At 72.9% G+C, this 22,948-nt stretch carries 21 protein-coding genes; 11 read left to right on the forward strand and 10 right to left on the reverse strand.

Going from position 1 to position 22,948, the window contains the following annotated elements; all coding sequences use genetic code 11:
- Positions 1 to 240: 240 nt before the first annotated feature.
- The 4 genes from AB0E07_RS36250 (at position 241) to AB0E07_RS36265 (ending at position 4,450) form a co-directional block, all read left to right on the forward strand.
- Entirely contained in the window at positions 241 to 1,470 is a 1,230-nt protein-coding gene (locus AB0E07_RS36250) for a DegT/DnrJ/EryC1/StrS family aminotransferase (protein WP_362261601.1), read from the forward strand.
- Between the two features lie 207 nt (positions 1,471 to 1,677).
- Positions 1,678 to 2,802: a Gfo/Idh/MocA family oxidoreductase gene (locus AB0E07_RS36255; RefSeq protein WP_362261603.1), complete on the forward strand. Its 1,125-nt coding sequence runs from the start codon at positions 1,678 to 1,680 to the stop codon at positions 2,800 to 2,802.
- Positions 2,799 to 3,719, forward strand: coding sequence for a PmoA family protein (locus AB0E07_RS36260; RefSeq protein ID WP_362261605.1), 921 nt, complete (start codon positions 2,799 to 2,801; stop codon positions 3,717 to 3,719). The genes AB0E07_RS36255 and AB0E07_RS36260 overlap by 4 nt, the downstream gene beginning before the upstream one ends.
- Positions 3,713 to 4,450, forward strand: a complete 738-nt coding sequence (locus tag AB0E07_RS36265; protein WP_362261607.1) for a cupin — start codon at positions 3,713 to 3,715, stop codon at positions 4,448 to 4,450. The genes AB0E07_RS36260 and AB0E07_RS36265 overlap by 7 nt, the downstream gene beginning before the upstream one ends.
- Before the next feature lie 25 nt (positions 4,451 to 4,475).
- Here AB0E07_RS36265 and AB0E07_RS36270 read toward each other — a convergent pair whose 3' ends face one another.
- Positions 4,476 to 5,525: a glycerophosphodiester phosphodiesterase family protein gene (locus tag AB0E07_RS36270; protein ID WP_362261609.1), complete on the reverse strand. Its 1,050-nt coding sequence runs from the start codon at positions 5,523 to 5,525 to the stop codon at positions 4,476 to 4,478.
- Between the two features lie 131 nt (positions 5,526 to 5,656).
- Positions 5,657 to 7,885, reverse strand: a complete 2,229-nt coding sequence (locus AB0E07_RS36275) for a heavy metal translocating P-type ATPase (RefSeq protein ID WP_362261611.1) — start codon at positions 7,883 to 7,885, stop codon at positions 5,657 to 5,659.
- A 158-nt stretch (positions 7,886 to 8,043) separates the two neighbouring features.
- Between AB0E07_RS36275 and AB0E07_RS36280 the strand changes: the two genes are divergently transcribed.
- Positions 8,044 to 8,979 carry a hypothetical protein gene (locus tag AB0E07_RS36280; protein WP_362261614.1) on the forward strand — a complete coding sequence of 312 codons (936 nt, stop codon included), beginning with the start codon at positions 8,044 to 8,046 and terminating at the stop codon, positions 8,977 to 8,979.
- A 2-nt stretch (positions 8,980 to 8,981) separates the two neighbouring features.
- Here the strand turns inward: AB0E07_RS36280 and AB0E07_RS36285 are convergent, their stop codons facing one another.
- Together AB0E07_RS36285 and AB0E07_RS36290 are read right to left on the reverse strand one after the other, a co-directional pair.
- Positions 8,982 to 10,820 (reverse strand): glycoside hydrolase family 15 protein, encoded by a 1,839-nt coding sequence (locus AB0E07_RS36285; RefSeq protein ID WP_362261616.1) that lies wholly within the window; start codon positions 10,818 to 10,820, stop codon positions 8,982 to 8,984.
- Between the two features lie 77 nt (positions 10,821 to 10,897).
- Positions 10,898 to 11,677, reverse strand: coding sequence for a DeoR/GlpR family DNA-binding transcription regulator (locus AB0E07_RS36290; protein WP_362261618.1), 780 nt, complete (start codon positions 11,675 to 11,677; stop codon positions 10,898 to 10,900).
- Positions 11,678 to 11,799: 122 nt separating this feature from the next.
- On the opposite strand from AB0E07_RS36290, the gene AB0E07_RS36295 reads away from it, so the two are divergent.
- Together AB0E07_RS36295 and AB0E07_RS36300 are read left to right on the forward strand one after the other, a co-directional pair.
- Positions 11,800 to 12,681, forward strand: coding sequence for an SIS domain-containing protein (locus AB0E07_RS36295; protein WP_362261621.1), 882 nt, complete (start codon positions 11,800 to 11,802; stop codon positions 12,679 to 12,681).
- A 195-nt stretch (positions 12,682 to 12,876) separates the two neighbouring features.
- Positions 12,877 to 13,734, forward strand: coding sequence for a class II fructose-bisphosphate aldolase (locus AB0E07_RS36300; protein ID WP_362261624.1), 858 nt, complete (start codon positions 12,877 to 12,879; stop codon positions 13,732 to 13,734).
- On the opposite strand, the gene AB0E07_RS36305 is transcribed toward AB0E07_RS36300, so the two are convergent.
- Positions 13,718 to 14,857: a methyltransferase gene (locus AB0E07_RS36305; RefSeq protein WP_362261712.1), complete on the reverse strand. Its 1,140-nt coding sequence runs from the start codon at positions 14,855 to 14,857 to the stop codon at positions 13,718 to 13,720. The genes AB0E07_RS36300 and AB0E07_RS36305 overlap by 17 nt on opposite strands.
- A 103-nt stretch (positions 14,858 to 14,960) precedes the next feature.
- Between AB0E07_RS36305 and AB0E07_RS36310 the strand changes: the two genes are divergently transcribed.
- Positions 14,961 to 15,602 carry an alpha-ketoglutarate-dependent dioxygenase AlkB gene (locus AB0E07_RS36310; protein WP_362261627.1) on the forward strand — a complete coding sequence of 214 codons (642 nt, stop codon included), beginning with the start codon at positions 14,961 to 14,963 and terminating at the stop codon, positions 15,600 to 15,602.
- A gap of 37 nt (positions 15,603 to 15,639) precedes the next feature.
- Positions 15,640 to 16,884: an ROK family protein gene (locus AB0E07_RS36315; protein WP_362261629.1), complete on the forward strand. Its 1,245-nt coding sequence runs from the start codon at positions 15,640 to 15,642 to the stop codon at positions 16,882 to 16,884.
- A gap of 37 nt (positions 16,885 to 16,921) precedes the next feature.
- Here the strand turns inward: AB0E07_RS36315 and AB0E07_RS36320 are convergent, their stop codons facing one another.
- The gene (locus AB0E07_RS36320) at positions 16,922 to 17,563 is read right to left on the reverse strand and encodes a helix-turn-helix domain-containing protein (RefSeq protein ID WP_362261632.1); all 642 of its coding nucleotides are present in this window, start codon (positions 17,561 to 17,563) and stop codon (positions 16,922 to 16,924) included.
- Between the two features lie 72 nt (positions 17,564 to 17,635).
- Between AB0E07_RS36320 and AB0E07_RS36325 the strand changes: the two genes are divergently transcribed.
- Positions 17,636 to 18,490, forward strand: coding sequence for a class I SAM-dependent methyltransferase (locus AB0E07_RS36325; protein WP_362261635.1), 855 nt, complete (start codon positions 17,636 to 17,638; stop codon positions 18,488 to 18,490).
- A gap of 347 nt (positions 18,491 to 18,837) precedes the next feature.
- Here AB0E07_RS36325 and AB0E07_RS36330 read toward each other — a convergent pair whose 3' ends face one another.
- Positions 18,838 to 19,374 (reverse strand): ATP-binding protein, encoded by a 537-nt coding sequence (locus AB0E07_RS36330; RefSeq protein ID WP_362261637.1) that lies wholly within the window; start codon positions 19,372 to 19,374, stop codon positions 18,838 to 18,840.
- A 186-nt stretch (positions 19,375 to 19,560) separates the two neighbouring features.
- Positions 19,561 to 19,884, reverse strand: a complete 324-nt coding sequence (locus AB0E07_RS36335; RefSeq protein ID WP_362261640.1) for a hypothetical protein — start codon at positions 19,882 to 19,884, stop codon at positions 19,561 to 19,563.
- Between the two features lie 320 nt (positions 19,885 to 20,204).
- Here AB0E07_RS36335 and AB0E07_RS36340 point away from each other — a divergent pair, with 320 nt between their 5' ends.
- Entirely contained in the window at positions 20,205 to 21,329 is a 1,125-nt protein-coding gene (locus AB0E07_RS36340) for a PLP-dependent cysteine synthase family protein (RefSeq protein ID WP_362261642.1), read from the forward strand.
- A gap of 1 nt (position 21,330) precedes the next feature.
- Here the strand turns inward: AB0E07_RS36340 and AB0E07_RS36345 are convergent, their stop codons facing one another.
- Both AB0E07_RS36345 and AB0E07_RS36350 read right to left on the reverse strand, forming a co-directional pair.
- Positions 21,331 to 21,798 carry an SRPBCC family protein gene (locus tag AB0E07_RS36345; RefSeq protein WP_362261644.1) on the reverse strand — a complete coding sequence of 156 codons (468 nt, stop codon included), beginning with the start codon at positions 21,796 to 21,798 and terminating at the stop codon, positions 21,331 to 21,333.
- A gap of 50 nt (positions 21,799 to 21,848) precedes the next feature.
- Complete coding sequence (locus tag AB0E07_RS36350) at positions 21,849 to 22,679, reverse strand: DeoR/GlpR family DNA-binding transcription regulator (RefSeq protein WP_362261646.1); 831 nt, start codon at positions 22,677 to 22,679, stop codon at positions 21,849 to 21,851.
- Positions 22,680 to 22,948: the final 269 nt, after the last annotated feature.

A 22,948-nucleotide genomic window follows, 5' to 3' on the forward strand; every position in this document is an offset into this window, starting at 1 on the left:
GTGGGCTCCCTGCGCTCCGGGCCCGGGGCCGCGCCCGGCGGCGACGGGCAGCGCGCGCACTGAGCCACCGCCGCCGGTCCCGGCGGACCGGGAGGGGCGGCCGTCCCGCCGTCCCGCCGTCCCGGTCCGCTGCGGCGGGCACCCCGCCGGGGTGAGGCTCCCCGGCACCCGGCTCCCCCCGGCGCGCGCCCCGTGCCGCGTCCGTCCCACCCTTCGACCCCTGCGACGGAAGAAGTGACGATGGCGTACGGATCGCGGCTGGCCGCGACGATGACGCGGCGACTCGGCCGCGAATGCGTCTACACCCCCTCGGCGCGCCTGGCCCTCTACCTCGCGCTGCGCCGCTGGTGCCGGCCCGGCGCCCGGGTGCTGATGTCCCCGGTGAACGACGACGTGATCCTCTTCGTGGTGCTCGCGGCCGGCTGCCGCCCGGTCCAGGCCCCCGTCTCCGTGTGGGACGGCAACATCGACCCCGCCGCCGTACCCGAGTCGACCTGGCGGAACGTGGACGCGGTGCTGACCACCAACCTCTACGGGGTGCCCGACCGGGTGCTCGAACTGCGCCGCCGCTGCGAGCAGTCGGGGATCCCGTTGATCGAGGACGCGGCGCACGCGATCGGCACCCACGTGGACGGCCGGCCGATCGGCACCTTCGGCACGGCCGCCGCGTTCAGCCTCTCCAAGCACGTCGCGGGGATGGCCGGCGGATTCCTCGCCGTCGAGGACGCGCACACCCGGCGCGAACTCGAACTGCTCCGCGACGACCTGCTCACCCCGCGCCGCCTGCGCGACGACCTGAACGTGACCCTGCGCCCGCTGGCCCGCTCCACCGTCCGCACCCTCCACCTGGTCCGCCCGGTGTGGCGCACCATGGAACGCCTCGGCCTGCTCGAACGCGACACCTTCCGGATGGACCTGCACGCCCCCCGGCTCACCGCCTCCGCCCGCTCGGCCCCCAGCCTGAGCGCCTACGAACCCTGGGTCCGGGTCGACCTCCACGGCTTCCGGGTCCGCCACGGAGCCCTGGTCCGGGGGCAGTTGAACCTGCGCATGGCCGGACTGGACGACGACCTGACCCGGCGCCGCGCCGGAGTGGCGCTGCTCTCCGGCACCGAGTGGGCCTCGGCCGCCCTGCGCGACCGGGTCGTCCACGACGGACCGCTCCCGCTGTTCCGCGTCCCGCTCCTGGTCGACGACCGCGACATCCTGCTGGAGCGCATGGTGGACCACGGCATGGTGTGCGGGTACGTCTACGACCCGCCCCTCGACGACTACGCGGGCGCCGAGTTCGTCGAACCGTCCCCCGACCCCTGGGCGGCCCGCTGGTTCGCCTCGCACGTGCTGCCCGCCGACCCGCTGGCCGCCCGCAGGGTCATCGACGCGCTCACCCGGGAGCGGACCGCGACGGTGCGCCCGGTGCGCCCCGCACCCGTCAGGGACGCCACCCCGCCGGCGCCGCTCGGACAGTAGCCGGGCGCCCCCGCCACCCGGCCGGAAGGTCCCCGCCACCCGGCCGGAACGCCCCCCTCCGACACCTCCGTACGCCGCTTGACCAGAGAAAAGACCCGGCGATGTGGAGGCAGGGGGGTTGTTCGGACAATGCCTCGGCACCTAGGGTCTGCGTGGGGAGCAAGCGCTTTCCCCCGGCATGTCCACCGGTCGTTCGAGGAGCGCCGCATGACCCTGTCCCCAGCGACCCCCGCCCGTCGCCGAGTCGCCGTCGTAGGCACCGGCGCCATCGTCAGCGGCAGCCATCTCTCCGCGCTCACCGAGCACGCCGACCGCACGGAACTGGTCGCCGCCGTCGACGTGGACCCCGACCGGCTGCGCGCCTTCCAGGAACTGGCGGGCGGCAAGGTGAACGGCTACCCCTCGGTGGGCGCGATGCTCGACGCCGAGCGCCCCGACCTGGTGCTGATCGGCACCCCGCCCGCCCTGCACCGGGAACAGACGATCGCCGCGCTCAAGGCCGGCGCCTGGGTGCTGTGCGAGAAGCCGCTCACCCTCTCCCTCGCCGAGTACGACGAGATCGCCGCCGCCGAGGAGGCGTCCGGCTGCTACGCCTCCGTGATCTTCCAGCACCGCTACGGTTCGGGCGCCGAGCACGCCCGCCGGCTGATCGGCAGCGGTGAACTGGGGGCGCCCCGGGTCGCCCACTGCCAGACCACCTGGTACCGCGACGCCGCGTACTACGCGGTGCCCTGGCGCGGCCGGTGGGCCAGCGAGGGCGGCGGCCCGACCATGGGCCACGGCATCCACCAGTACGACCTGCTGCTGCATCTGCTCGGCGAGTGGGAGGAGATCCGGGCCATGACGGCGCGGCTCGTCCACGACACCGAGAGCGAGGACGTCTCCACCGCCCTGGTCAGGTTCACCGGCGGCGCCCTGGCCACCGTCGTCAACAGCGTGCTCTCCCCGCAGGAGGTCAGCCGCATCCGCATCGACTGCGCCGACGCCACCGTCGAACTGACCCACCTGTACGGCCACCGCAACGCGGACTGGGTCTACACCCCGGCGCCCCACGTTGCCCCCGACCGCGCCGACGCCTGGCGCACGCCCGCCGCCGACGTCCCCAGCTCCCACACCGCCCAGCTGGGCGGCCTCCTCGACGCCTACGACGCGGGTGTACGGCCTCCCGGCAGCGGTCCCGAGGCGCGGGCCACCCTGGAGTTCGCCGCGGCCCTGTACAAGGCGGCCTTCACCGGCCTGCCCGTCCGCTCCGGCGAGATCACCCCGGGGGACCCCTACTACGCGGCGATGCACGGCGAGCACCCCGACTGGGCCCCCAAGGAGCAGGCATGAGCATCCGAGTCAGCCACGTCCACGGCGAGCACATCGCCGTGGCCGCGGCGGGCGGCACGGAGATCCTCCGCTACGTCTACCGCCCCGACGCCGACGCCTTCGAGTCCCGCAAACCGTACGCGCACCCGCTGCGCACCCTCGCCGGGCACACGGTGACCGGCTACCGGCCCAACGACCACCGCTGGCACAAGGGCCTCCAGATGACCGCGAGCCATCTGTCCGGGCAGAACTTCTGGGGCGGCAACTCCTATGTCCACGGCGAGGGTTACCTGCCGCTGCCCGAGCGGGTCGGCTCGATGCGACACGACGGCTTCACCGGGTTCACCGCGACCGCGGACCGGCTCTCCGTCACCGAGGAGCTGACCTGGGTGGAGCACGGCGGCGCCGCGTGGGCGCGCGAATCACGCGGACTGACGGTCCACTCCGTCGACGAGGCGGCCGGCACCTGGGCCCTGGACTGGTCGATCCGGCTCACCAACCTCCGTACCGAGCCCCTCGTCTTCGGCTCCCCGACCACCGCGGGCCGTGAGATGGCGGGCTACACCGGACTCCAGTGGCGCGGGCCGCGCGACTTCACCGGCGGCACGGTCCTCGCCCCCGGCACCGACGCCGAGAAGGCGATGGGCAGCCAGGGCCCGTGGCTCGCCTTCACCGCCGAGCACGACGACGTCGACGCGCACTCCACGCTCGTCTTCGCGCACGCCCCGGAGAACCTCGACGAGGACGCGGCCGTCCACGAGTCCCACTGGTTCGTACGCTCCGAGCCCTTCCCCACAGTGGCGTTCTCCTGGGCGTTCTTTGAGGAGTTCGAGCTGGCGCCGGGCGACTCCTTCGACTACCGCTACCGGGTGGTGATCGCCGACGGGGCCTGGGACGGCGAACGCGTGGCCGCCCATCTGGAGAGCCTGCCGTGGTGAGCCCGGCCCCGCCGGTGCCGCTGCCCGGTGGGATCGGCCTGTCCCGTCTGGCCGCCTACGACTGGGAGTCCGCCGACGGCGTCTGCGGCGGCAGCCCGCATCTGCACCTGGTGTGCACCGAGGCGTACGTCGTCACCGGCGGCCGGGGAGCCGTGCAGACCCTGAGCCCGGACGGCTACCGGGACATCGCCCTGGAGCCCGGCTCGCTGGCCTGGTTCACCCCGGGCACCGTGCACCGGATGGTGCAGGGCGGGGACCTGCGGGTCACCGTACTGATGCAGAACGGCGGGCTGCCCGAGGCCGGCGACGCGGTGTTCACCTTCCCGCCGGAGATCCTCGCCGACCCCGAGCGGTACGCGGCGGCGGCGACGCTCCCGCCCGGTGCGGGCGCCGACACGGCCGAGGCCGCCCGGCGCCGCCGGGACCTCGCCGTCGAGGGCTACCTCGTCCTGCGCGAGGCCATGGTCGCGGGCGACGACGGCCCGTACCGCGCGTTCCAGGACGCCGCCGCCCGGCTGGTGCGCGACAAGGTGCCCGCCTGGCGCGAGCTGTGGCGGGCGGGGGCCCTGGCCGCGGCGGAGCGCACCGGCGCCCAGCTCGACGCGCTGGCCGGGGGAGAACCGGCCTACCTCTCCGAGGCGACGGCGCGACAGGCGTCCCCGACCCGGCGCGGCGGCTTCGGCATGTGCGGCAGACGGGACGAGTACGCCTTGCCGGGTCCGGGGATGTAGCGCTCGGCTGCCGCGCCAGGGGTGGTCAGCGCGGTTCGTACGGCCTCGGCAGACGCATGCCCCGGTCGGACATGATCCGGCGGACCCGGTCGGGGTAGTTGGTGATGACACCGTCCACGCCCGCGTCCATCAGCGCCTCCACCGTGGCCGGGTCGTCGCAGGTCCACGGGACGACCTTCAGCCCGCGGGCGTGTGCCGCGTCGACCATCGCCGCGTCGGCGTAGAACCGGAAGCCCGGGTCGCCGACCTTTCCGCTCTGCGGGAAGCCGTAGTTGGGGGAGAGCGTGGTGACCCCGGGGAGGGTGTCGGCGGCCTTCACGAAGTCGCCGTCGTAGTCGTCGGCGTCGATGCCGCCCAGCCAGGGTGACGCACCGGGCTTGCCGACCTGGAGGAAGTCGTAGTTGGTGAGCGCCACCAGGGGCCACCGGGGCGCGAGCCGGTGCATGGCCTTCAGCGCGCCCCAGTCGAAGGACTGGATCGTCACCTGCCGCTCGATACCGGAGCGGCGGATCTCCTGGTACACCCGGCGCACGAACAGCTCGCGGGGCGCGGTCTGTTCGGGGGCGCCGGCCTCCACCTTCGTCTCGACGTTCAGGGTGACCTGGCGGGCCTTGTAGCGCTTGACCAGGTTCAGCACGTCCTTCAGCTCGATCATCCGCAGGCCGTCGATCCGCTCCTGCTCCGGGTACCCGGGCAGTTGCCGGTAGCCGCAGTCCATCGTCCTGATCTGGGCCAGCGTCAGGTCCTTCACGTACTTCCCGACGTACGGATACATCGGGTCGTCCGGGACCAGCGGCCCGGTGTCCCGGCACTTGGTGGCGCTGACCTGCCGGTCGTGGGTGACGACGACCTTCTCGTCCTTGGTGATCTGGGTGTCCAGCTCCAGCGTGGACACGCCCAGCCGCAGGGCCTTGGCGAAGCCCTCCAGCGAGGACTCGGTCGTCATGCCGAGACCGCCGCGGTGCGCCTGGAGGTCGAAGGACGGCCGGTGACGGTCGACGGGTTCGTGCGCCGCCGCCGGGACGGTGAACACCGGCACCAGGGCCAGACCGGCGAGGACATGCCGTACGGACATAGCAACCTCGATCGTGTGGGTTCGAGCGACCAGCAGACGCTAGTGGGAGGGCGGACGCGGCCGACCTCCCCCGGATGAGGGCGCCGTGAACGCTGGGCGAACCCCTCACGGCAGCCGGGCCGCCGGACCTGTCAGCGCGCCGCCCGGAACGAGCGCAGTCGCAGCGAGTTGCCGACCACGAAGACCGAGGAGAAGGCCATGGCCGCCCCGGCGAGCATCGGGTAGAGCAGCCCGGCCGCGGCGAGCGGCAGGGCGGCCACGTTGTAGGCGAAGGCCCAGAACAGGTTGGAGCGGATGGTGCCGAGGGTACGGCGGGCCAGCCGGATGGCGTCCGCCGCGGCCCGCAGGTCGCCGCGGACCAGCGTCAGGTCGCCGGCCTCGATCGCCGCGTCCGCGCCGGTCCCCATCGCCAGCCCCAGGTCGGCCTGGGCCAGGGCCGCCGCGTCGTTGACGCCGTCACCGACCATCGCCACCGAACGCCCCTCGCCCTGAAGCCGCTTGACGACGTCCACCTTGTCCTGCGGCAGCACCTCGGCGATCACCTGCTCGGGCGCGATCCCGACCTGGCGGGCCACGGACTCGGCCACCGCCCGGTTGTCACCGGTGAGCAGCATCGGCGTCAGACCGAGCGCCCGCAGCCGGGTGATCGCCTCCGCGCTGGTCTCCTTCACCGCGTCGGCGACCTCCAGCACGGCCCGCGCCTCGCCGTCCCAGGCCACCGCGACGGCGGTACGTCCCTCGGCCTCCGCCTCGGACTTCGCCCGAGCCAGCGGCTCCGGAAGCTCCACGGCCCACTCCTGGAGCAGGCGCTCCCGGCCGACCAGCACCGCGTGGCCGTCGACGACGCCCTGCACGCCGAGCCCCGGCACGTTGGCGAAGTCCTCCGGGGCGGGCAGCGAAACCGGCTTCTGCCGGGCGCCGTCGGTCACGGCACGGGCGACGGGGTGCTCGGAGGCGTACTCCAACGCGCCCGCCAGCCGCAGGACTTCGGCCTCGTCGGCGTTGTCCGCGGTGTGCACGGCCAGCAGGGTCATCCGGCCGGTGGTGACGGTGCCCGTCTTGTCGAGAACGACGGTGTCGACCCTGCGGGTGGACTCCAGCACCTCCGGACCCTTGATCAGGATGCCGAGCTGGGCGCCGCGTCCGGTGCCCACCATCAGCGCGGTGGGAGTGGCGAGCCCGAGGGCGCAGGGGCAGGCGATGATGAGTACGGCGACGGCGGCGGTGAACGCGGCGGCCGGACCGGCACCGCTGCCCAGCCAGAAGCCGAGGGTGCCGAGGGCCAGCGCGATCACTATGGGCACGAAGACGGCCGAGATACGGTCGGCGAGCCGTTGCGCCGCCGCCTTGCCGTTCTGCGCCTCCTCCACGAGCCGTGCCATGCGCGCGAGTTGGGTGTCGGCGCCGATCCGGCCGGCCTCCACGACGAGCCGTCCGCCCGCGTTGACGGTGGCTCCGGTGACGGGGTCGCCCTCGCCGACCTCGACCGGCACGGACTCACCGGTCAGCATCGAGGCGTCCACCGCGGACGAACCCTCCACCACCGTTCCGTCGGTGGCGATCTTCTCGCCGGGACGGACCAGGAACCGGTCACCGACCTTCAACTCGGCCACCGGCACCGTCCGTTCGCCGCCGTCGGCGCGGACCAGGGTGACGTCCTTCGCGCCCAGCTCCAGCAGTGCCTTCAGGGCGGCGCCCGCCTTGCGCTTGGAGCGGGCCTCGAAGTACCGCCCGGCGAGGATGAAGGTGGTGACCCCGGCCGCCGCCTCCAGATAGATGTTGGCCGAGCCGTCCCCGCGGGAGACGGTCAGCTCGAAGGGGTGCGTCATGCCCGGCTCACCGGCGGTGCCGAGGAACAGGGCCCACACCGACCACAGGAACGCGGCCGAGGTGCCGACCGAGATCAGCGTGTCCATCGTGGCCGCGCCGTGCCGGGCGTTGGTGAACGCGGCCTTGTGGAAGGGCCAGGCGGCATAGGTGACGACCGGCGCCGCCAGGGTCAGGGAGAGCCACTGCCAGTACGCGAACTGGAGGGCCGGGACCATCGCCATCGCGATGACGGGCACGGCCAGGACGACCGCGGTGACCAGCCGCTCCCGCAGCGGCCGCAGCTCGTCGTGGTCGGGGGCGCGCTCCGGTTCCGGCGCCGGCCGGCTGGCCGTGTACCCGGTGGCCTCGACGGTCGCGATGAGGTCGTCGACCAGGACGCCACCGCCGTGACGGACCTTCGCCTTCTCGGTGGCGTAGTTGACGGTGGCGGTCACCCCCTCCATGCGGTTGAGCTTCTTCTCGATACGCGCCGCGCACGACGCGCAGGTCATGCCGCCGATGGCGAGTTCCGTGTCGGTCATGGTGGTCATCTCCGCTCCTGGCGGTCATATACCCGGTGGGGGTATCGTTCGAGCGCTTCCATGTATACCTATGGGGGGTATCGAAAGCAAGCGACGACCCCACTTGACTTGATACCCCCCAGGGGTATGTTGGGTGCTGTAGGGGAGATGAGACGGAGGAGATCGACATGCACACCGGACTGAAGATCACCGCGTTCGCCGCCGGCCTGGCCGCGACCTTCGGTACCGCCTACGGCGTGGGCCAGGGCGTGGGCCCGGTCGGGGAGGACCCGGCGCCCGCACGGCACGAGAGCCACCCGGAGGCGTCACCACAGCCGGAGGGCGGGGGCGCCGTGCCCGGGGGGCTTCAGCTCTCCGAGGGCGGCTACACCCTCGACCTGCGTACCCCCACCGTCACCGCCCGTGACCGCAGCGACCTGCGTTTCGTGATCCGGGACGGTGACGGACGAGCGGTGACCGCGTTCCAACGCGAGCACGACAAGGAACTGCACCTGATCGTCGCCTCACGCGACCTGACCACCTACCGCCATCTGCACCCGACCCGCGCCACAGACGACACCTGGACCACCCCTGTCGACCTGCCTCGCGCGGGCGGATACCGGGTCTTCGCCGACTTCACCCCGGCGGGGCAGGGCGCCCGGAACCTGACCCTCGGCGCCGACCTCGCCGCCTCCGGCCCCTACGCACCCCGGCCCCTCCCGGCCCCGAAGGACACGGCCGAGGTGGACGGGTACCGGGTACGCCTCGACGGCGAACTCCGCCCCGGCGCGTCGAACGAACTGAAGCTGACCGTCTCGCGCGACGGCAGGCCCGTCACCGACCTCCAGCCCTACCTCGGTGCCTACGGGCATCTCGTCGCCCTGCGCTCCGGCGACCTCGCCTACCTGCACGTCCACCCGAACGGTGAGCCCGGCGACGGCAATACCGAGCCCGGCCCCGGAGTCTCCTTCACCGCGAGCGCGCCCAGTGGCGGCACCTACCGGCTCTTCCTCGACTTCAAGCACGACGGCGAGGTCCGCACGGCCGCGTTCACCGTCCGGGCCGGGCAGGCGGCACCCGAGCCGGAGGCCCCGCACGAGCAGGAGCCGGCCCACGGCCACTGACGTCAGCCGAGCGCCAGGTCGAGATTGAAGGCCGCGCTGATCAGGGCGAGGTGGGTGAACGCCTGCGGGAAGTTGCCCTGTTGCTCCCCGGTGTGGCTGATCTCCTCGGCGTACAGGCCCAGATGGTTGGCGTACGTGAGCATCTTCTCGAAGGCCAGCCGCGCCTCCTCGACCCGGCCCGCGTGCACCAGCGCCTCGACGTACCAGAAGGAGCAGATCGAGAAGGTGCCCTCGTCGCCGCGGAGTCCGTCGGGGCTCGCCATCGGGTCGTAGCGGTAGACCAGGGAGTCGGAGACCAGGTCCTGGCCGAGCGCGTCCAGCGTGGACAGCCACTTGGGGTCCGTCGGGGCGATGAACTTGGTCAGCGGCATCATCAGGACGGCCGCGTCCAGTACGTCGTCGTCCTCGTGCTGGACGAACGCCTGACGGGACTCGGACCAGCCGTGGGTCATGATGCGGCGGTAGATGGTGTCCCGGCAGGTGCGCCAGTGGACGATGTCGGCGGGCAGGCCGCGCCGGTTGGCCATCCGGATGGCCCGCTCGATCGCCACCCAGCACATCAGCCGCGAGTACAGGAACTTCTTGCGCCCGCCCCGCGTCTCCCAGATCCCCTCGTCCGGCTGGTCCCAGTGCTCGCACACCCAGTCCACCAGCGCGCACACGTCGTCCCACTGATCGCTGGAGATGGGCTTGGCCCACTTGTCGTAGAGGTAGATCGAGTCGATCAGGGCGCCGTAGATGTCGAGTTGGAGCTGCTCGGCCGCCGCGTTGCCGATGCGGACGGGAGCGGAGCCGCGATGGCCCTCCAGATGGTCGAGTTCGCGCTCGGCGAGGTCCGTGCGGCCGTCGATTCCGTACATGATCTGCAAGGGACCCGAGGGCTTGCCGTCGCCCGGACTGATGTGCCGGGTCACGAAGTTCATGAACGCCTCGGCCTCGCCGGTGAAGCCCAGCCGCAGCAGCGCGTACACGCAGAAGGCCGCGTCCCGCACCCACACATAGCGGTAGTCCCAGTTGCGCTCACCGCCCAGCTGCTCGGGCAGGCTCGTGGTCGGCGCGGCGACGATCGCGCCGGTGGGCGCGTAGGTGAGGAGCTTCAGCGTGAGCGCCGAGCGGTGCACCATCTCCCGCCACCGGCCCCGGTACTTGGACGCGGACAGCCAGTGCCGCCAGTAGGCGACCGTGGTGGCGAACTGCTCCTCCGCCTCCGTCATCGCGCACCGGCGGGGCGTGACCTCGCCGCCCACCTGATCGAGTGCGAACACCGCCGTCTCGCCCTCGGCCAGCTTGAACTCGGCCTCCACGTCCGGCCCGTCGGCCCGCAGTGGGACCGTGGCGGTCAGCCCGAGCGAGAGCTTGGCCGACTCGAAGACCGCGACATCGCCGACCATCCGCACCGAGTGCGGCCGGGTGCCGTAGTCGAAGCGCGGGGCGACCCGCACCCGGAACGGGATGGAACCGCGCACGCACAGCACACGCCGGATCAGCCGGTGCCGCTCGGTCTCCACCGCGTCGCCGTCGACCGGCATGAAGTCCTGCACCTCGCCGACACCGTCCTCGGTGAAGAAGCGGGTGATCAGCACGTTGGTGTCCGGGAAGTAGAACTGCTTGGTCCGGGCCGGGACGGCCGCCGCCAGCTCGAAGGCCCCGCCGCGCTCGGCGTCCAGGATCGACGCGAAGACGCTCGGCGCGTCGAAGGAGGGGCAGCAGTACCAGTCGATCGTGCCGTCGGTCCCCACCAGGGCCACGCTGCGCAGATCGCCGATCAGCCCGTGCTCGGCGATCGGCAGATAGCGCGGAGCCCCGGGGGCGTCCTGGTCGCTCGGTGCTGTTCCGCTCATCGCAGCCTCCCTGGGCCCCCGACACCGCCTCGGCACCAGCCTAGGACGATTCGGTACGCGCCGGGCGGACAATGGCCTCAGACCGTGACGACCGAGATACCCGCCTCCGTGAAGCGCCGCACGGTCTCCGGTGCCGCCGCCGCGTCGGTGACCAGGGTGTCCACCGCCTCGGCCGCGCAGATCCGGGCGAAGGCCCGGCGCCCCAGCTTGCTGGAGTCCGCCGCGACGATCACCCGCCCCGCCCGCTCGCACAGCAGCCGGTTGATCGCGGCCTCGGCCTCGTCGTTGGCCGCCGCGCCGTGCGCGACGTCGAAGGCGACGACGCCCAGCACGGCCACGTCGAGGGTGATCTGCCCGAGCACCCCGTCGGCGAGCGGTCCGATCAGCTCGTAGGACTGCGGGCGCGCGACGCCACCGGTCACCACGATCTTGAACTGCGGGCGCACGGCGAGTTCGTTGGCGATGTTCAGGGCGTTGGTGACCACGGTCAGCGCGGGGGAGCCGGTGGCGAGGTCACCCCGCACGGCCAGGGCACGGGCCACCTCGGTGGTCGTCGTGCCGCCGGTCAGCCCGACCGCCTCGCCGGGCGCGACCAGCGCGGCCACCGCCTTGGCGATGCGCTCCTTCTCCGAGGCGTTCCGCGCGGTCTTGTAGCGCAGGGGGAGTTCGTAGGAGACGCCGTGCACGACCGCGCCGCCCCGGGTGCGCACCAGCATCTGCTGCTCGGCCAGCTGGTCGAAGTCGCGGCGGATCGTGGCGGCGGACACCGACAGCTCCGCCGCCGCCTCCTCGACGTCCAGCCGGCCGCGCTCCACGAGCAGTTCCAGCAGTGCCTTCCAGCGGGCGTCGCGCGACATCTGCGCCTCCGTTCCTCGATCTTCCGGCGACCCTAGCGCACCCCCGCTGAGCTCGAATGCTTGATTCTGCTCGAAAGCTCGCTATATCTTGCAAGAACAATCAAAGCAGGGGAGGGGTGGGTATGACCCACGTCGAGGAGGAGCTGGCCGGCCAGCCCGAGTGCTGGGCGCGGGCCGCCGCGGAGGCACCGGATCACGCCGAGGCGCTGTCGGCGCCGGGGGAGCGGGTCGCGTTCGTCGGCTGCGGCACCTCGTACTTCATGGCGCAGTCGGCCGCCGCCCTGCGTGAGGGGGCGGGCCAGGGGGAGACCGACGCCTTCGCCGCCTCCGAGTTCCCGCACGGGCGCGCCTACGACCGAGTCGTCGCCCTCAGCCGCTCCGGCACGACGACCGAAGTACTGGAGCTGCTGGCCGAGTTGAAGGGCCGTACCCCCACCACGGCGATCACGGCCGACCCGCGCACCCCGGTGATGGACGCGACCGATGCCGTCGTCGTGCTGGACTGGGCCGACGAACGCTCCGTCGTCCAGACCCGGTTCGCGACCACGGCGCTGACCCTGCTCCGGGCGCACCTCGGACTGCACACGGACCAGGTCGTCGCCGACGCCCGCGCCGCGCTGGCCGCCCCGCTGCCCGAGGGGCTCACCGACCGAGCGCAGTTCACCTTCCTGGGGCGCGGCTGGACCGTGGGCCTGGCCCACGAGGCCGCCCTGAAGATGCGCGAGGCCGCGCAGGCGTGGACCGAGTCCTACCCGGCGATGGAGTACCGGCACGGTCCGATCAGCATCACCACGGAGGGCACCGCGACCTGGATGCTCGGCGAGGCCCCCGAGGGGCTGGCGGAACAGGTGCGGGCCACCGGCGGCACCTGGGTGGCGGGCGCGCTCGACCCGCTCGCCGAGCTGATCCGCGCCCAGCGCCTGGCGGTCGCCGTCGCCCGCTCCCGCGGCCTGGACCCCGACCTCCCACGCCACCTGACCCGCTCGGTGATCCTCACGCCCTGAGGCCGCTGAGGCCCTGGCGCCGTGACGCTCTCGCGGACCGGTGCTCGAACGCGACCCCCTCGGCGCCGTCCGCCCGCGCCGCCCGCCCGTCTGCCCGCGTCCGCCCTTCACCGATGGCCGCTCCCGCTCAACGGCGACCCCCGTCCAGCGACGTAGCGACGTCTCGGGACACCCACGCCCCCGGAAGGACCCCCCGTGCCCCTGGTCACCACCGGCGAACTGGTCGCCGGCGCCGCCGCGCGGCGCTCCGCCGTCGCCGCGTTCAACGTCATCACGCTCGAACACATCGAGGCCGTCGTCGCGGGCGCGGAGTCGGCGCGGGCCCCCGTCGTCCTCCAGGTCAGCGAGAACGCGGTCAAGTTCCGCTACGGCAGACTGCTCCCGCTCGCCGCAGCCGCCGTCGCCGCCGCCGAACGCGCCGAGGTGCCCGTCGCGCTCCACCTCGACCACGTCCAGAGCGACGACCTGCTCCGCCAGGCGCCCGCCGCCGGATTCAGCTCGGTGATGTACGACGCGGCCCGCCTCCCGTACGCGGACAACCTCGCCGCCACCCGCGCCGCCGCCGACTGGGCCCACGCCCAAGGCCTCTGGATCGAGGCCGAGTTGGGTCAGATAGGTGGCAAGGAGGGACAGCCCGCCCTGGACGCCCACGCCCCCGGCGCCCGTACCGACCCCGCCGAGGCGCGCGCCTTTGTCGCCGACTCCGGAGTCGACGCGCTCGCGGTCGCCGTCGGCAGCAGCCACGCCATGACCACCCGTACCGCGGCCCTCGACCACGAGCGCCTGAAGCGGCTCGCCACGACCCTGGACGTCCCGCTGGTCCTGCACGGGTCCTCAGGCGTCCCCGACCCCGAACTCACCGCGGCCGTCTCCGGAGGCATCGCGAAGGTCAACATCGGCACCGCGCTGAACCTGGCCATGACCGGTGCCATCCGTGCCCACCTCGCCGCGCACCCGGAGGCCGTGGACTCCCGTACCTACCTGAGCGTCGGCCGGGAGGCGATGACACAGGCGGTGGCCAGGCTCGTACAGGTGGTCAGTCCGGGCGCCTGACCGCCTTGAGGATCACGAACTTGCGGTCACCGGAGACCAGTTGGCAGTTGCCGAACAGCCGGCGCAGCTTGACGTGGTAACCCAGGTGCCGGTTGCCGACCACCCACAGTTCGCCGCCCGGCCGCAGCGCCCGCCGGGCCCCGGTGAACATCCGCCACGCGGTGGCGTCGGTCGTGGCCTGATGGGAGTGGAACGGCGGGTTGTTCAGCACCAGGTCCACACTGCCGGACGGCACCCCGGCCAGCCCGTCGCCCACCCGGAACTCGGCGTGCCCCGGCACCCCGTTCGCCTGGTACGTCGCCTCCGCGGACGCCACCGCCTGGAAGGACTCGTCCACGAACAGCACCTCGGCCTCGGGGTTGGCGAGCGCCACCGCCGTACCGACCACGCCGTTGCCGCAGCCGAGGTCCACCACGCGCTGAGTGCCCCGTCCCGCGGGCAGATGGCCGAGGAAGAAGCGGGTGCCGATGTCGAGCCGGTCCGCGCAGAACACGCCCGCGTGGTTGACCACCGTACGGCCGGAGACCGGGCCGACACCTTCCGGCAGCGCATAGCTGAGCGGCCACGGGTTGGCGCCCCGCTCCAGCGCCGGATCCGGGGTCGAGAAGATCAGGCGGGCCTTCTTCTCGGCGAGCGAGGTCCGGGTCGGGCCGACGAGCCGCTCGAACAGCTCCAGCGTCGAGGTGTGGATCTCCTTCACCATGCCGGTGCCGACCACCACCGAACCCGCGTGCAGGGCCGGTGCCAGCCGCCGCAACTGGTCCTCCAGCAGCGCCAGGCTCTTGGGGACCCGCACCAGCAGCACGTCGACGCGGTCGGGCGGCGGGTCCTGCGTGGTGAGCAGCCGCACCGTGCCCGGTTCGACACCGGCCCGCGCCAGATTGGCCCGGGTGGCTTCCTGGGCGAGATGGGAGTCGGTGATCTGCACCGGCCGGTGCCGCGCGAGCGCCGTGGCCAGCGCGCCCCAGCGGTCGCCCACCGCCACGACCGTGCCGGTCAGCGAGGTGTCCTGGTCCGCGAGATGTCTCAGGAGGTACTCGTCGGAGGCGTCCCAGGCACGCAGCAGGTCGCGCGGGTCCTCCGGGAAGCGGGACAGCGCGACCTCGCCCCACGGAGTCGTCATACGGTCGTTCATCGTGCGTCAAGGCTAGGCCCTGTCGTCAAATTCCCGCCCGCGCCGCGGGCACCGGACCGGCCCGAGCCGCAGCTCAGGGCAGGATGGAGGGATGGACGCCGAGCTGTTCCCCAGGTCCCGCGCCACGATCGCACCGGGCGCGGTGCACCTGCCGGACTGGCTCGGCGCCGAGCGGCAGCGGGACCTGCTCGAAGCGTGCCGCGCCTGGGCACGCCCGCCCGCCGGACTGCGTACCGTCCGTACGCCCGGCGGCGGCACGATGACCGCGCGACAGGTCTGCCTCGGCTGGCACTGGTACCCCTACGGCTACGCCCGCACGGTCGTGGACGGCGACGGCGCCCCCGTGAAGCCGTTCCCGGACTGGCTCGGAGAGCTGGGCCGGCAGGCCGTCCGGGACACGCTCGGCACCGGAGCGCCGCCCTACGACATCGCGTTGATCAACTTCTATGACGGTGACGCCCGCATGGGCATGCACCGCGACAGCGACGAGGAAGCGGACGCGCCCGTGGTCTCCCTGAGCCTGGGCGACAGCTGCGTCTTCCGCTTCGGCAACCCCGCGACACGGGCCCGCCCCTACACCGACGTGGAGCTGCGCAGCGGCGACCTCTTCGTCTTCGGAGGTCCCTCCCGGCTCGCGTATCACGGGGTGCCCAAGGTGTACCCGGGCACCGCCCCGGCCGAGTTGGGGCTGGCCGGGAGGTTGAACGTCACGCTCAGAGTGAGCGGCCGGTAGGCACCCCGCACCTGCGGATCATGGGAGACTCGCCCTCATGAGCGGCAAGGCGGACCCCCGGCCGGCGGGGGAAGGGACCACCTCCAGGACGCGTCTGGACCGGGGACGCGGTGCGCTCGGGCCCGCCCTGGAGCTCGTGCACACCGGACGCGCCCCCACCCGGGCCGTACTCACCGCCGAACTCGGCGTCACCCGGGCCACGGCGGGCGCGGTCGCCGCCGAACTGGAGGCGCTCGGACTGATCCGCGTCGACGCCCGGCCCGGTGCGGCGGCCGGGTCCCAGGGCCGCCCCTCGCACCGGCTGGAGGTCGCCGAGGACGGACCGGTCGTCCTCGCCGCCCAGGTGCACGCCGACGGGTTCCGGGCCGCGCTGGTGGGCCTCGGCGGGCGGATCGTCGCCACCGCACCGGGCTGCGAGACCGTCGACGCCGACCCGGCGAAGGTCCTCGGCTCCGTCGTGGAGGCGGGCACGGAGCTGCTGCGCGCCACCGGACGGCGCTGTGTGGGCGCCGGGCTCGCGGTGCCGTCCGCGGTCGCCGAACCCGACGGGCTCGCCCTGAACCCGCTGCACCTGGCCTGGGCCGTGGGCGCGCCGGTGCGCCGGATCTTCGCCGAGTGCGTCCGGGAGGCGGGCCTGACCGGGCCGGCCTTCGCGGGCAACGACGTCAACCTCGCCGCCCTCGCCGAGCACCGGCACGGCGCCGGGCGCGGCGCCCGGGACCTGCTGTGCGTGGCCACCGGGCACCGCGGGGTCGGCGGCGCGCTGGTGCTCGACGGGCGCCTGCACACCGGGAGTTCGGGGCTGGCGCTGGAGGTCGGCCACCTCACCGTCAACCCCGAGGGCCGCCCCTGCCACTGCGGCGGACGTGGCTGCCTCGACGTCGAGGCCGACCCGCTGGCCCTGCTCACCGCCGCCGGCCGCGAGCCGGGTCCGGAGATGTCGCTGCTGCGGCAGGCCGACGAACTGATCCGGCAGCACTACGACGCCCCGGGCGTGCGCCGGGCCACCGAGCAGCTGATCGACCGTCTCGGCCTCGGACTCGCCGGGCTGGTGAACATCCTCAACCCGGACCGGATCATCCTCGGCGGCCTCCACCGGACCCTCCTCGACGCGGATCCGGGCAGGCTGCGCGCGGTGGTCGCCGACCGCAGCCTGTGGGGGCAGAGCGGCAGTGTCCCGATCCTCGCCTGCACCCTCGACCACAACAGCCTCGTCGGCGCCGCCGAACTGGCCTGGCAGCCCGTACTGGACGACCCGCTCGGCGTCCTGAGCCACGCCTGACGGGACAGGCCCGAGGACCGGGCCGCCCGCGCGGCCCTCAGGGCCGTGCCGCTCCGCCGGTCAGCAGCTGGGCGCCGAGGGTGCCGTACGCCCATCGCTCCCACCGGGCCGCCGGCCAGGCGCGGTCGCGGGTGAGGACCAGGAAGAGTTCCGGGCTGAGGACGGCGTAGACGATGTCCGCCGCCTCCTCGTCCGGGACGTCCGGGCGCGCGCCCGGTTTCCCCGTGAAGGACTTCACCGCCGTGGAGATCACCGTGTACCGGGGGTCCGCCTCCTCCGGCCACAGCTCCCGTAGTTCCGGATCGGACGCCGCCGCGGCGCGGACCATCTCGCTGATGGCCGCGACGCGTTCGAGTGTCGCCCGGGTGCCGGAGACCAGCGCGGCCAGCGCGGCCTCCGCGGTGGGCGCGCTCAGGACCTCCTCGAACCAGGGCCGCTCCATCGTGGGCACCGGGTCGTCGTCGCCCGCGATCGCGACGTCGACGAGTTCCTTGAGCAGTGAGGGCTTGTTGCGGAAGACGAAGTAGATCGTCTGCACCGCCACGCCCGCCCGGTCGGCGATCTCCTGGAGCTTGGTGGCCCCGTAGCCCTGCTCGACGAAGAGCGAGGCCGCCGCCTCGATGATCCGCCGCCGGGTCTCCTGAGCTTTGCTCCCCTGTTTTCCCTTGCCCTCACGCATGACTGGAGCTTATATCTAGAGTTGAACTCTAGAAGTGAACTCTAGTTGTCGTCGGCGTCATGGAGGCATGCCGTGCACACGATCGCCAACCGTCAGCAGGCAGAGGCGTGGAACGACTGGGAGGGCGTCCACTGGGCCGAGCACCCCGAGCGCTACAACGGGATGATGGGCGCGTTCAACGCCCGTCTGTTCGACGCCGCCGGCATCGCGCCCGCGGACCGGGTCCTCGACGTCGGCTGCGGCACCGGCCGGACGACGCTCCTCGCCGCGGAGCGGGCGTACGACGGGGACGTCGTGGGCATCGACCTGTCCGCGCCGATGCTGGAACGGGCCAGGCGCGACGCGGCCGCGGACGGTGTCCGCAACGTCCGCTTCGAGCAGGGCGACGCGCAGGTGCACCGCTTTCCCGGGCGGGGGTTCGACGTCCTGATCAGCCGCGGCGGCTTCATGTTCTTCGCCGACCACGCGGCGGCCTTCACCCGTCTCCGGGGCGCGCTCGTGCCCGGGGGCCGCCTGGCGTTCCTCGGTCCGGGGCCGGCCGGCCCCGACGGCGACTACGCCCGCGCCACCGCGGCACTCGCGCCGTTCCTGCGCGAGCCGTCCCCCGCCTCCCGGGGGATGGGGTCGCTCCTCGATCCCGCGGGCATCCGCCGGGCGCTCTCCGCCGGCGGTTTCGCCGACATCGAGGTGCTGCCGTTCGAGGCGCCCATGACCTTCGGCGCCGACGTGGGCGAAGCCGTCGACTTCCTGTTCTCCATGGGCCCGACCCGCCACAATCTGCGCGACGCCGACCCCGCGACCGTCACCCGCCTCCGCGGTGAAGTGGGCGACGCGCTGAAGGAGTTCGAGACCGCGGAGGGTGTCCGCATCCCCGGATCGGTCTGGATCGTCACGGCCACGCGTCCGGCCGTACCGCCGAACGGGTGAGCCGGGCCGCGCGCCCGGGAGCAGGTACCGGCGCCCCGGCTGCTCCCCGGGCGGTACGCGCACGGCCGCTGCCCGTACGACGCGCCCGGCCCCGTCCCGGGGCGAGGCTCGGAGTCGGGGCCGCCGGACCGGTCGACGACAGGACCGGCGGGACCGTTCGGACCGACACGGGAGATGAGCCGTACTGGCGCCGTCTCTCCGTCCTGTGCGAGCAGTTCGGCCGCGCGGGGCGGAGCGGCGGGGCGTGACCGATCCGCCCTCAGGTCCTCCGGGCGCCTCAGGCCCTCGGCGCGCGAGGAGTGCGTGCCGGGGGCCTGAGGCGCCTCGTACCGGGCGTCACCGCCCGGTCAGCCGACAACGGCCGACCGGGCGGGGGCGTGTTCGGGTTCGCGCAGGTCGACGCGCGAGCCGATATCGGGAAACAGGTGTTTGTCCAGCACGATCCGCCGCGGCGGACGCGCCGTGACCGTGCGCGCGGCCACCGTCGTGGGCAGCGTGAACCACACGACCTTGCCCGACTCGCCGTCCGGTCGCACGCCCCAGCTCTCGCTGAACGCGGCCACCATCGCCAGGCCCCGCCCGCAGGTGGCGAGCGGCGCGACGGCCTCGATGTCCGCCACGACCGGCAGACGCGGGTCGTGGTCGTGCACGGAGACCGTCAGCCGGTCGAGCAGCAGCTCGATCTCCACGGTGCACGTCTTGTCGGGCTGGGCATGCTGGTGGACGTTGGTCAACAACTCGGTCACACCGAGCGCCGCCCGGTCTATCAAGGGATCGAGATGCCAGTAGCGCAACTGCGCAGATACGATTCTGCGGACCTGGCCGATCCGCGACGGCAGGGCTTGCAGCTCCACCGTGCAGTGCCTGCTTGGGTGACTGATCACGGCTGCGACTCCCCGACGTGAGGTCCGGAAGAACACGGGATTCGGATCGATCGAGCAGGGTGCCGGGTGCTGATGGCCGCCTGCTGTCGTGGCCGGCGGGCTGGTTCGCAGCGTTATCGCCGGTAAACCCTGAGTGACGTGAGACCAGCGTGACCCAGGGGGTGCGTCACCGCAACTCGCCGTGCGTCAGCGGTGACGACCCGCCGCCTTCCGTACCGCCTCTATGAACCGCCGCGCCGCGGGCGGTCCGGGCTCGCCCGGCGCGGGGTCGTGGTCGCCCAGCGTCAGCAGGTACCGGTTGCCGTTGAGGTCCGCCAACGCCCGGTCGTCCGCGGCGAACCAGGGCTTCGAGGCCCGGACCGCCTGCACCGGCGCGCTGTCGATCTCGCTGCCGTAGCTGGTGAGCAACTCCAGCCGGCCACCGCTGATACGGACCTGTCCGGCCCGGGTGAGCGAACGCAGTCGCTTCCCGATCCGTACGCCCGTGGCTGTGAACTCCGGCTCCGCCATGTCGCCCCGCCCCCTCGCGCGTGTCGTCCCGGACCCCCGGCCCAGGGCCGTGTCCGGCTGGTTCTCGTGATCCAGTGTGCGCCCTCGGTGCAGTCTGCCCGCACCCGGCGCCGGGCACCAGTGCGTACGTCGAGGTGGACGCGCGGGGCCGGAGCACTCGCCCGAATGCGCCCCCGCACGGTCACGCCAATCGGTTCCCCAGGGTGGCCTTTGGGGCGCTCAAAGGTGTGTTTATGCAGGTGAGAAGCGTGCGGAAGGTGTCTATGATCGGGGCGTCGGCCGCGCGAGGCGTCGTCGGCGCGAAGCGTTAGGAGCCCGTCGTGAGCACCCCCCAGCAGACCAGGACCGGCGCGACCCTCGATGTGGACCACACCGACGCCGCCTATCGAACCTGGCTGAAAGAGGCCGTCCGCAAGGTCCAGGCCGACGCCAACCGCTCGGCCGACACGCATCTGCTCCGCTTCCCGCTGCCGGAGAAGTGGGGCATCGACCTCTACCTCAAGGACGAGTCGACCCACCCGACGGGAAGCCTCAAGCACCGTCTGGCCCGCTCCCTCTTCCTCTACGGCCTGTGCAATGGCTGGATCCGGCCGGACCGCCCGGTGATCGAGGCGTCCAGCGGTTCGACGGCGGTCTCCGAGGCCTACTTCGCCAAGCTGATCGGCGTGCCCTTCATCGCCGTCATGCCGCGCACGACGAGCGCCGAGAAGTGCCGGCTCATCGAGTTCCACGGCGGGCGCTGCCACTTCGTGGACGACCCGCGCACGATGTACGAGGAGTCCGCCCGCCTCGCGGCGGAGACCGGCGGCCACTACATGGACCAGTTCACCTACGCGGAACGGGCCACGGACTGGCGCGGGAACAACAACATCGCCGAATCCATGTTCCGCCAGCTGGAGTTGGAGCGCTTCCCCGAGCCCGCGTGGATCGTCGCCACGGCCGGCACCGGCGGCACCTCGGCCACGATCGCCCGCTACGTCCACTACATGCAGTACGACACCCGCATCTGTGTCGCCGATCCGGAGAACTCCTGCTTCTTCGAGGGCTGGACCACCGGCGATCCGGACGTCACCTGCGATTGCGGCTCCCGTATCGAGGGCATCGGCCGGCCGCGGATGGAACCGAGCTTCGTGCCCGGCGCGATCGACCGCATGATGAAGGTGCCGGACGCGGCGAGCATCGCCGCCGTGCGGGCGCTGGAGACGGCCATCGGCCGCAAGGCGGGCGGCTCCACCGGCACCGGGCTGTGGAGCGCGCTGAAGATCGTCGCCGAGATGGTGGCCGAGGGGCGGCGGGGCAGCGTGGTGACCCTGCTGTGCGATCCCGGCGACCGGTACCTCGACAAGTACTACTCCGACGCCTGGCTCGCCGAACAGGGCCTGGACATCCAGCCGTACAGCGAGGCCATCGGGTCGCTGCTGGAGACGGGCGTGTGGCCGGCCTGACTCAGCGCGCCGCCAGCCGGCGGTCCAGCGAGACCACCGCGCCGCGGAACGACCGGCCCAGACCGGGCCGCGCCGCCCCGAGCAGCAGCCGCAGGGGCGCCGGGCCGTCCGCCGCGAACGTCCACCGCACCCGTGTGCCGGCTCCGGCGGGCTCCAGGCGCCACTCCTCGACCAAGGCGCGCAGGCCCGGCGCGTTGGTCGCGTCGACGCGGTAGGCGTACACGCGCGGAGCGTCCGCCGTGAGGACGGTCTCCTCGAAGCGCACGCCCCCGCGCAAGGTGATCCGCCGTCCGTCCGCGACGGGTTCGGCGCGCGTCACGGCCGGGAACCACCGCGCCCAGCCGGGCACGTCCGAGGCGAGGGAGTGGAAGACGGCCTCGGGCGGCGCGGAGATCCCACGGGTGAAGACCAGGCGCACCGGAGCGGTCCCGACGAAGTCGAGCCCCTCCGGCCGCAGTCGGCGGAGCATGGCATCCCCCTTCGTGAACGGCCTGAGGGATCAGCCTAATTGACGGTGCGTCAGATGTCTGCGGGCTGCTCGGTCTCGCCCGCCACGACCAACCGTCGCAGCCGCTCGGAGATCTCGGAGCGGGCCTCGGTGGCGAGACCGCGGTCCGTCACCAGCGTGTCCACCTGATGCAGGCCGGCGAACGAACTCAGGCCCACCACACCCCACTTGGTGTGGTCGGCGACCACCACGACCCGGCGTGCCGACTGCACCAGCCGACGGTTGGTCTCGGCCTCGGCCAGATTCGGCGTCGACAGGCCAGCCTCCACCGATATCCCGTGCACACCGAGGAACAGCACATCGAAGTGCAGGGCCGCGATGGCCTGGTCGGCGACCGGGCCCACGAGCGAGTCCGAGGGGGTGCGCACCCCGCCGGTCAGCACGACCGTGGCCGCGCCCTGACGCGGCCCAGCGGTCCGCTGCGCCACGTGGAAGACATCGGCCACCCGCACCGAGTTGGTGACCACGGTCAGATCGGGCACGTCCACCAGCTGGTGCGCCAGCGCGTACGTCGTCGTGCCGCCGGAGAGCGCGATCGCCGCCCCCGGGGCCACCAGCTCGGCCGCGGCCCGCGCGATGTCCTCCTTGGCCGTCAGCTCCAGCCCCGACTTCGCCTCGAAGCCCGGCTCGTGGGTGCTCGCCTCGACCAGCGGGACGGCCCCGCCGTGCACCTTCTCCAGCACGCCCTGCCGGGCCAGCGCGTCGAGATCGCGGCGCACGGTCATGTCCGACACGCCGAGCTTGCGGGTGAGCTCGTTGACCCTGACCCCGCCGCGGCGGCGGACCTCGTCCAGGATCAGGGCGCGGCGCTGCTCCGCGAGGAGGTTCTGATTCTCACTCACGTACGCTCCGGTTCCTTTCGCCGCTCGGCCCGCTCGCCCGCCGCGCGGACCACTCCGCCGAGGACGTTCTCCCGGATCTGGGTGCACGGACGTCCCATCCTTGCACGTCGGGGCCGACCACGCGCCACCGGCCGGCCCGACGCGCGCATGTCACCCGCACCCCCTCGGTCACCTCCGTGTCACCCGGATCGGGGAGATTCCGTGACGAGGGGTGCGGACCGCCCCGGCGGCGGAGATCCTGTTGCACGCACGCACGCACGCACGCACGC

Source organism: Streptomyces sp. NPDC048002 (assembly GCF_040653275.1).
GTDB lineage: Bacteria > Actinomycetota > Actinomycetes > Streptomycetales > Streptomycetaceae > Streptomyces.

Coding starts and splice junctions, on each gene's coding strand:
- AB0E07_RS36295 (WP_362261621.1), top strand. CDS start 11,800: ATGACCCACGTCGAGGAGGAGCTGGCCGGCCAGCCCGAGTGCTGGGCG.
- AB0E07_RS36255 (WP_362261603.1), top strand. CDS start 1,678: ATGACCCTGTCCCCAGCGACCCCCGCCCGTCGCCGAGTCGCCGTCGTA.
- AB0E07_RS36305 (WP_362261712.1), bottom strand. CDS start 14,857: ATGACGACTCCGTGGGGCGAGGTCGCGCTGTCCCGCTTCCCGGAGGAC.
- AB0E07_RS36345 (WP_362261644.1), bottom strand. CDS start 21,798: ATGCTCCGCCGACTGCGGCCGGAGGGGCTCGACTTCGTCGGGACCGCT.
- AB0E07_RS36260 (WP_362261605.1), top strand. CDS start 2,799: ATGAGCATCCGAGTCAGCCACGTCCACGGCGAGCACATCGCCGTGGCC.
- AB0E07_RS36320 (WP_362261632.1), bottom strand. CDS start 17,563: ATGCGTGAGGGCAAGGGAAAACAGGGGAGCAAAGCTCAGGAGACCCGG.
- AB0E07_RS36250 (WP_362261601.1), top strand. CDS start 241: ATGGCGTACGGATCGCGGCTGGCCGCGACGATGACGCGGCGACTCGGC.
- AB0E07_RS36335 (WP_362261640.1), bottom strand. CDS start 19,884: ATGGCGGAGCCGGAGTTCACAGCCACGGGCGTACGGATCGGGAAGCGA.
- AB0E07_RS36275 (WP_362261611.1), bottom strand. CDS start 7,885: ATGACCACCATGACCGACACGGAACTCGCCATCGGCGGCATGACCTGC.
- AB0E07_RS36285 (WP_362261616.1), bottom strand. CDS start 10,820: ATGAGCGGAACAGCACCGAGCGACCAGGACGCCCCCGGGGCTCCGCGC.
- AB0E07_RS36315 (WP_362261629.1), top strand. CDS start 15,640: ATGAGCGGCAAGGCGGACCCCCGGCCGGCGGGGGAAGGGACCACCTCC.
- AB0E07_RS36270 (WP_362261609.1), bottom strand. CDS start 5,525: ATGTCCGTACGGCATGTCCTCGCCGGTCTGGCCCTGGTGCCGGTGTTC.
- AB0E07_RS36310 (WP_362261627.1), top strand. CDS start 14,961: ATGGACGCCGAGCTGTTCCCCAGGTCCCGCGCCACGATCGCACCGGGC.
- AB0E07_RS36290 (WP_362261618.1), bottom strand. CDS start 11,677: ATGTCGCGCGACGCCCGCTGGAAGGCACTGCTGGAACTGCTCGTGGAG.
- AB0E07_RS36280 (WP_362261614.1), top strand. CDS start 8,044: ATGCACACCGGACTGAAGATCACCGCGTTCGCCGCCGGCCTGGCCGCG.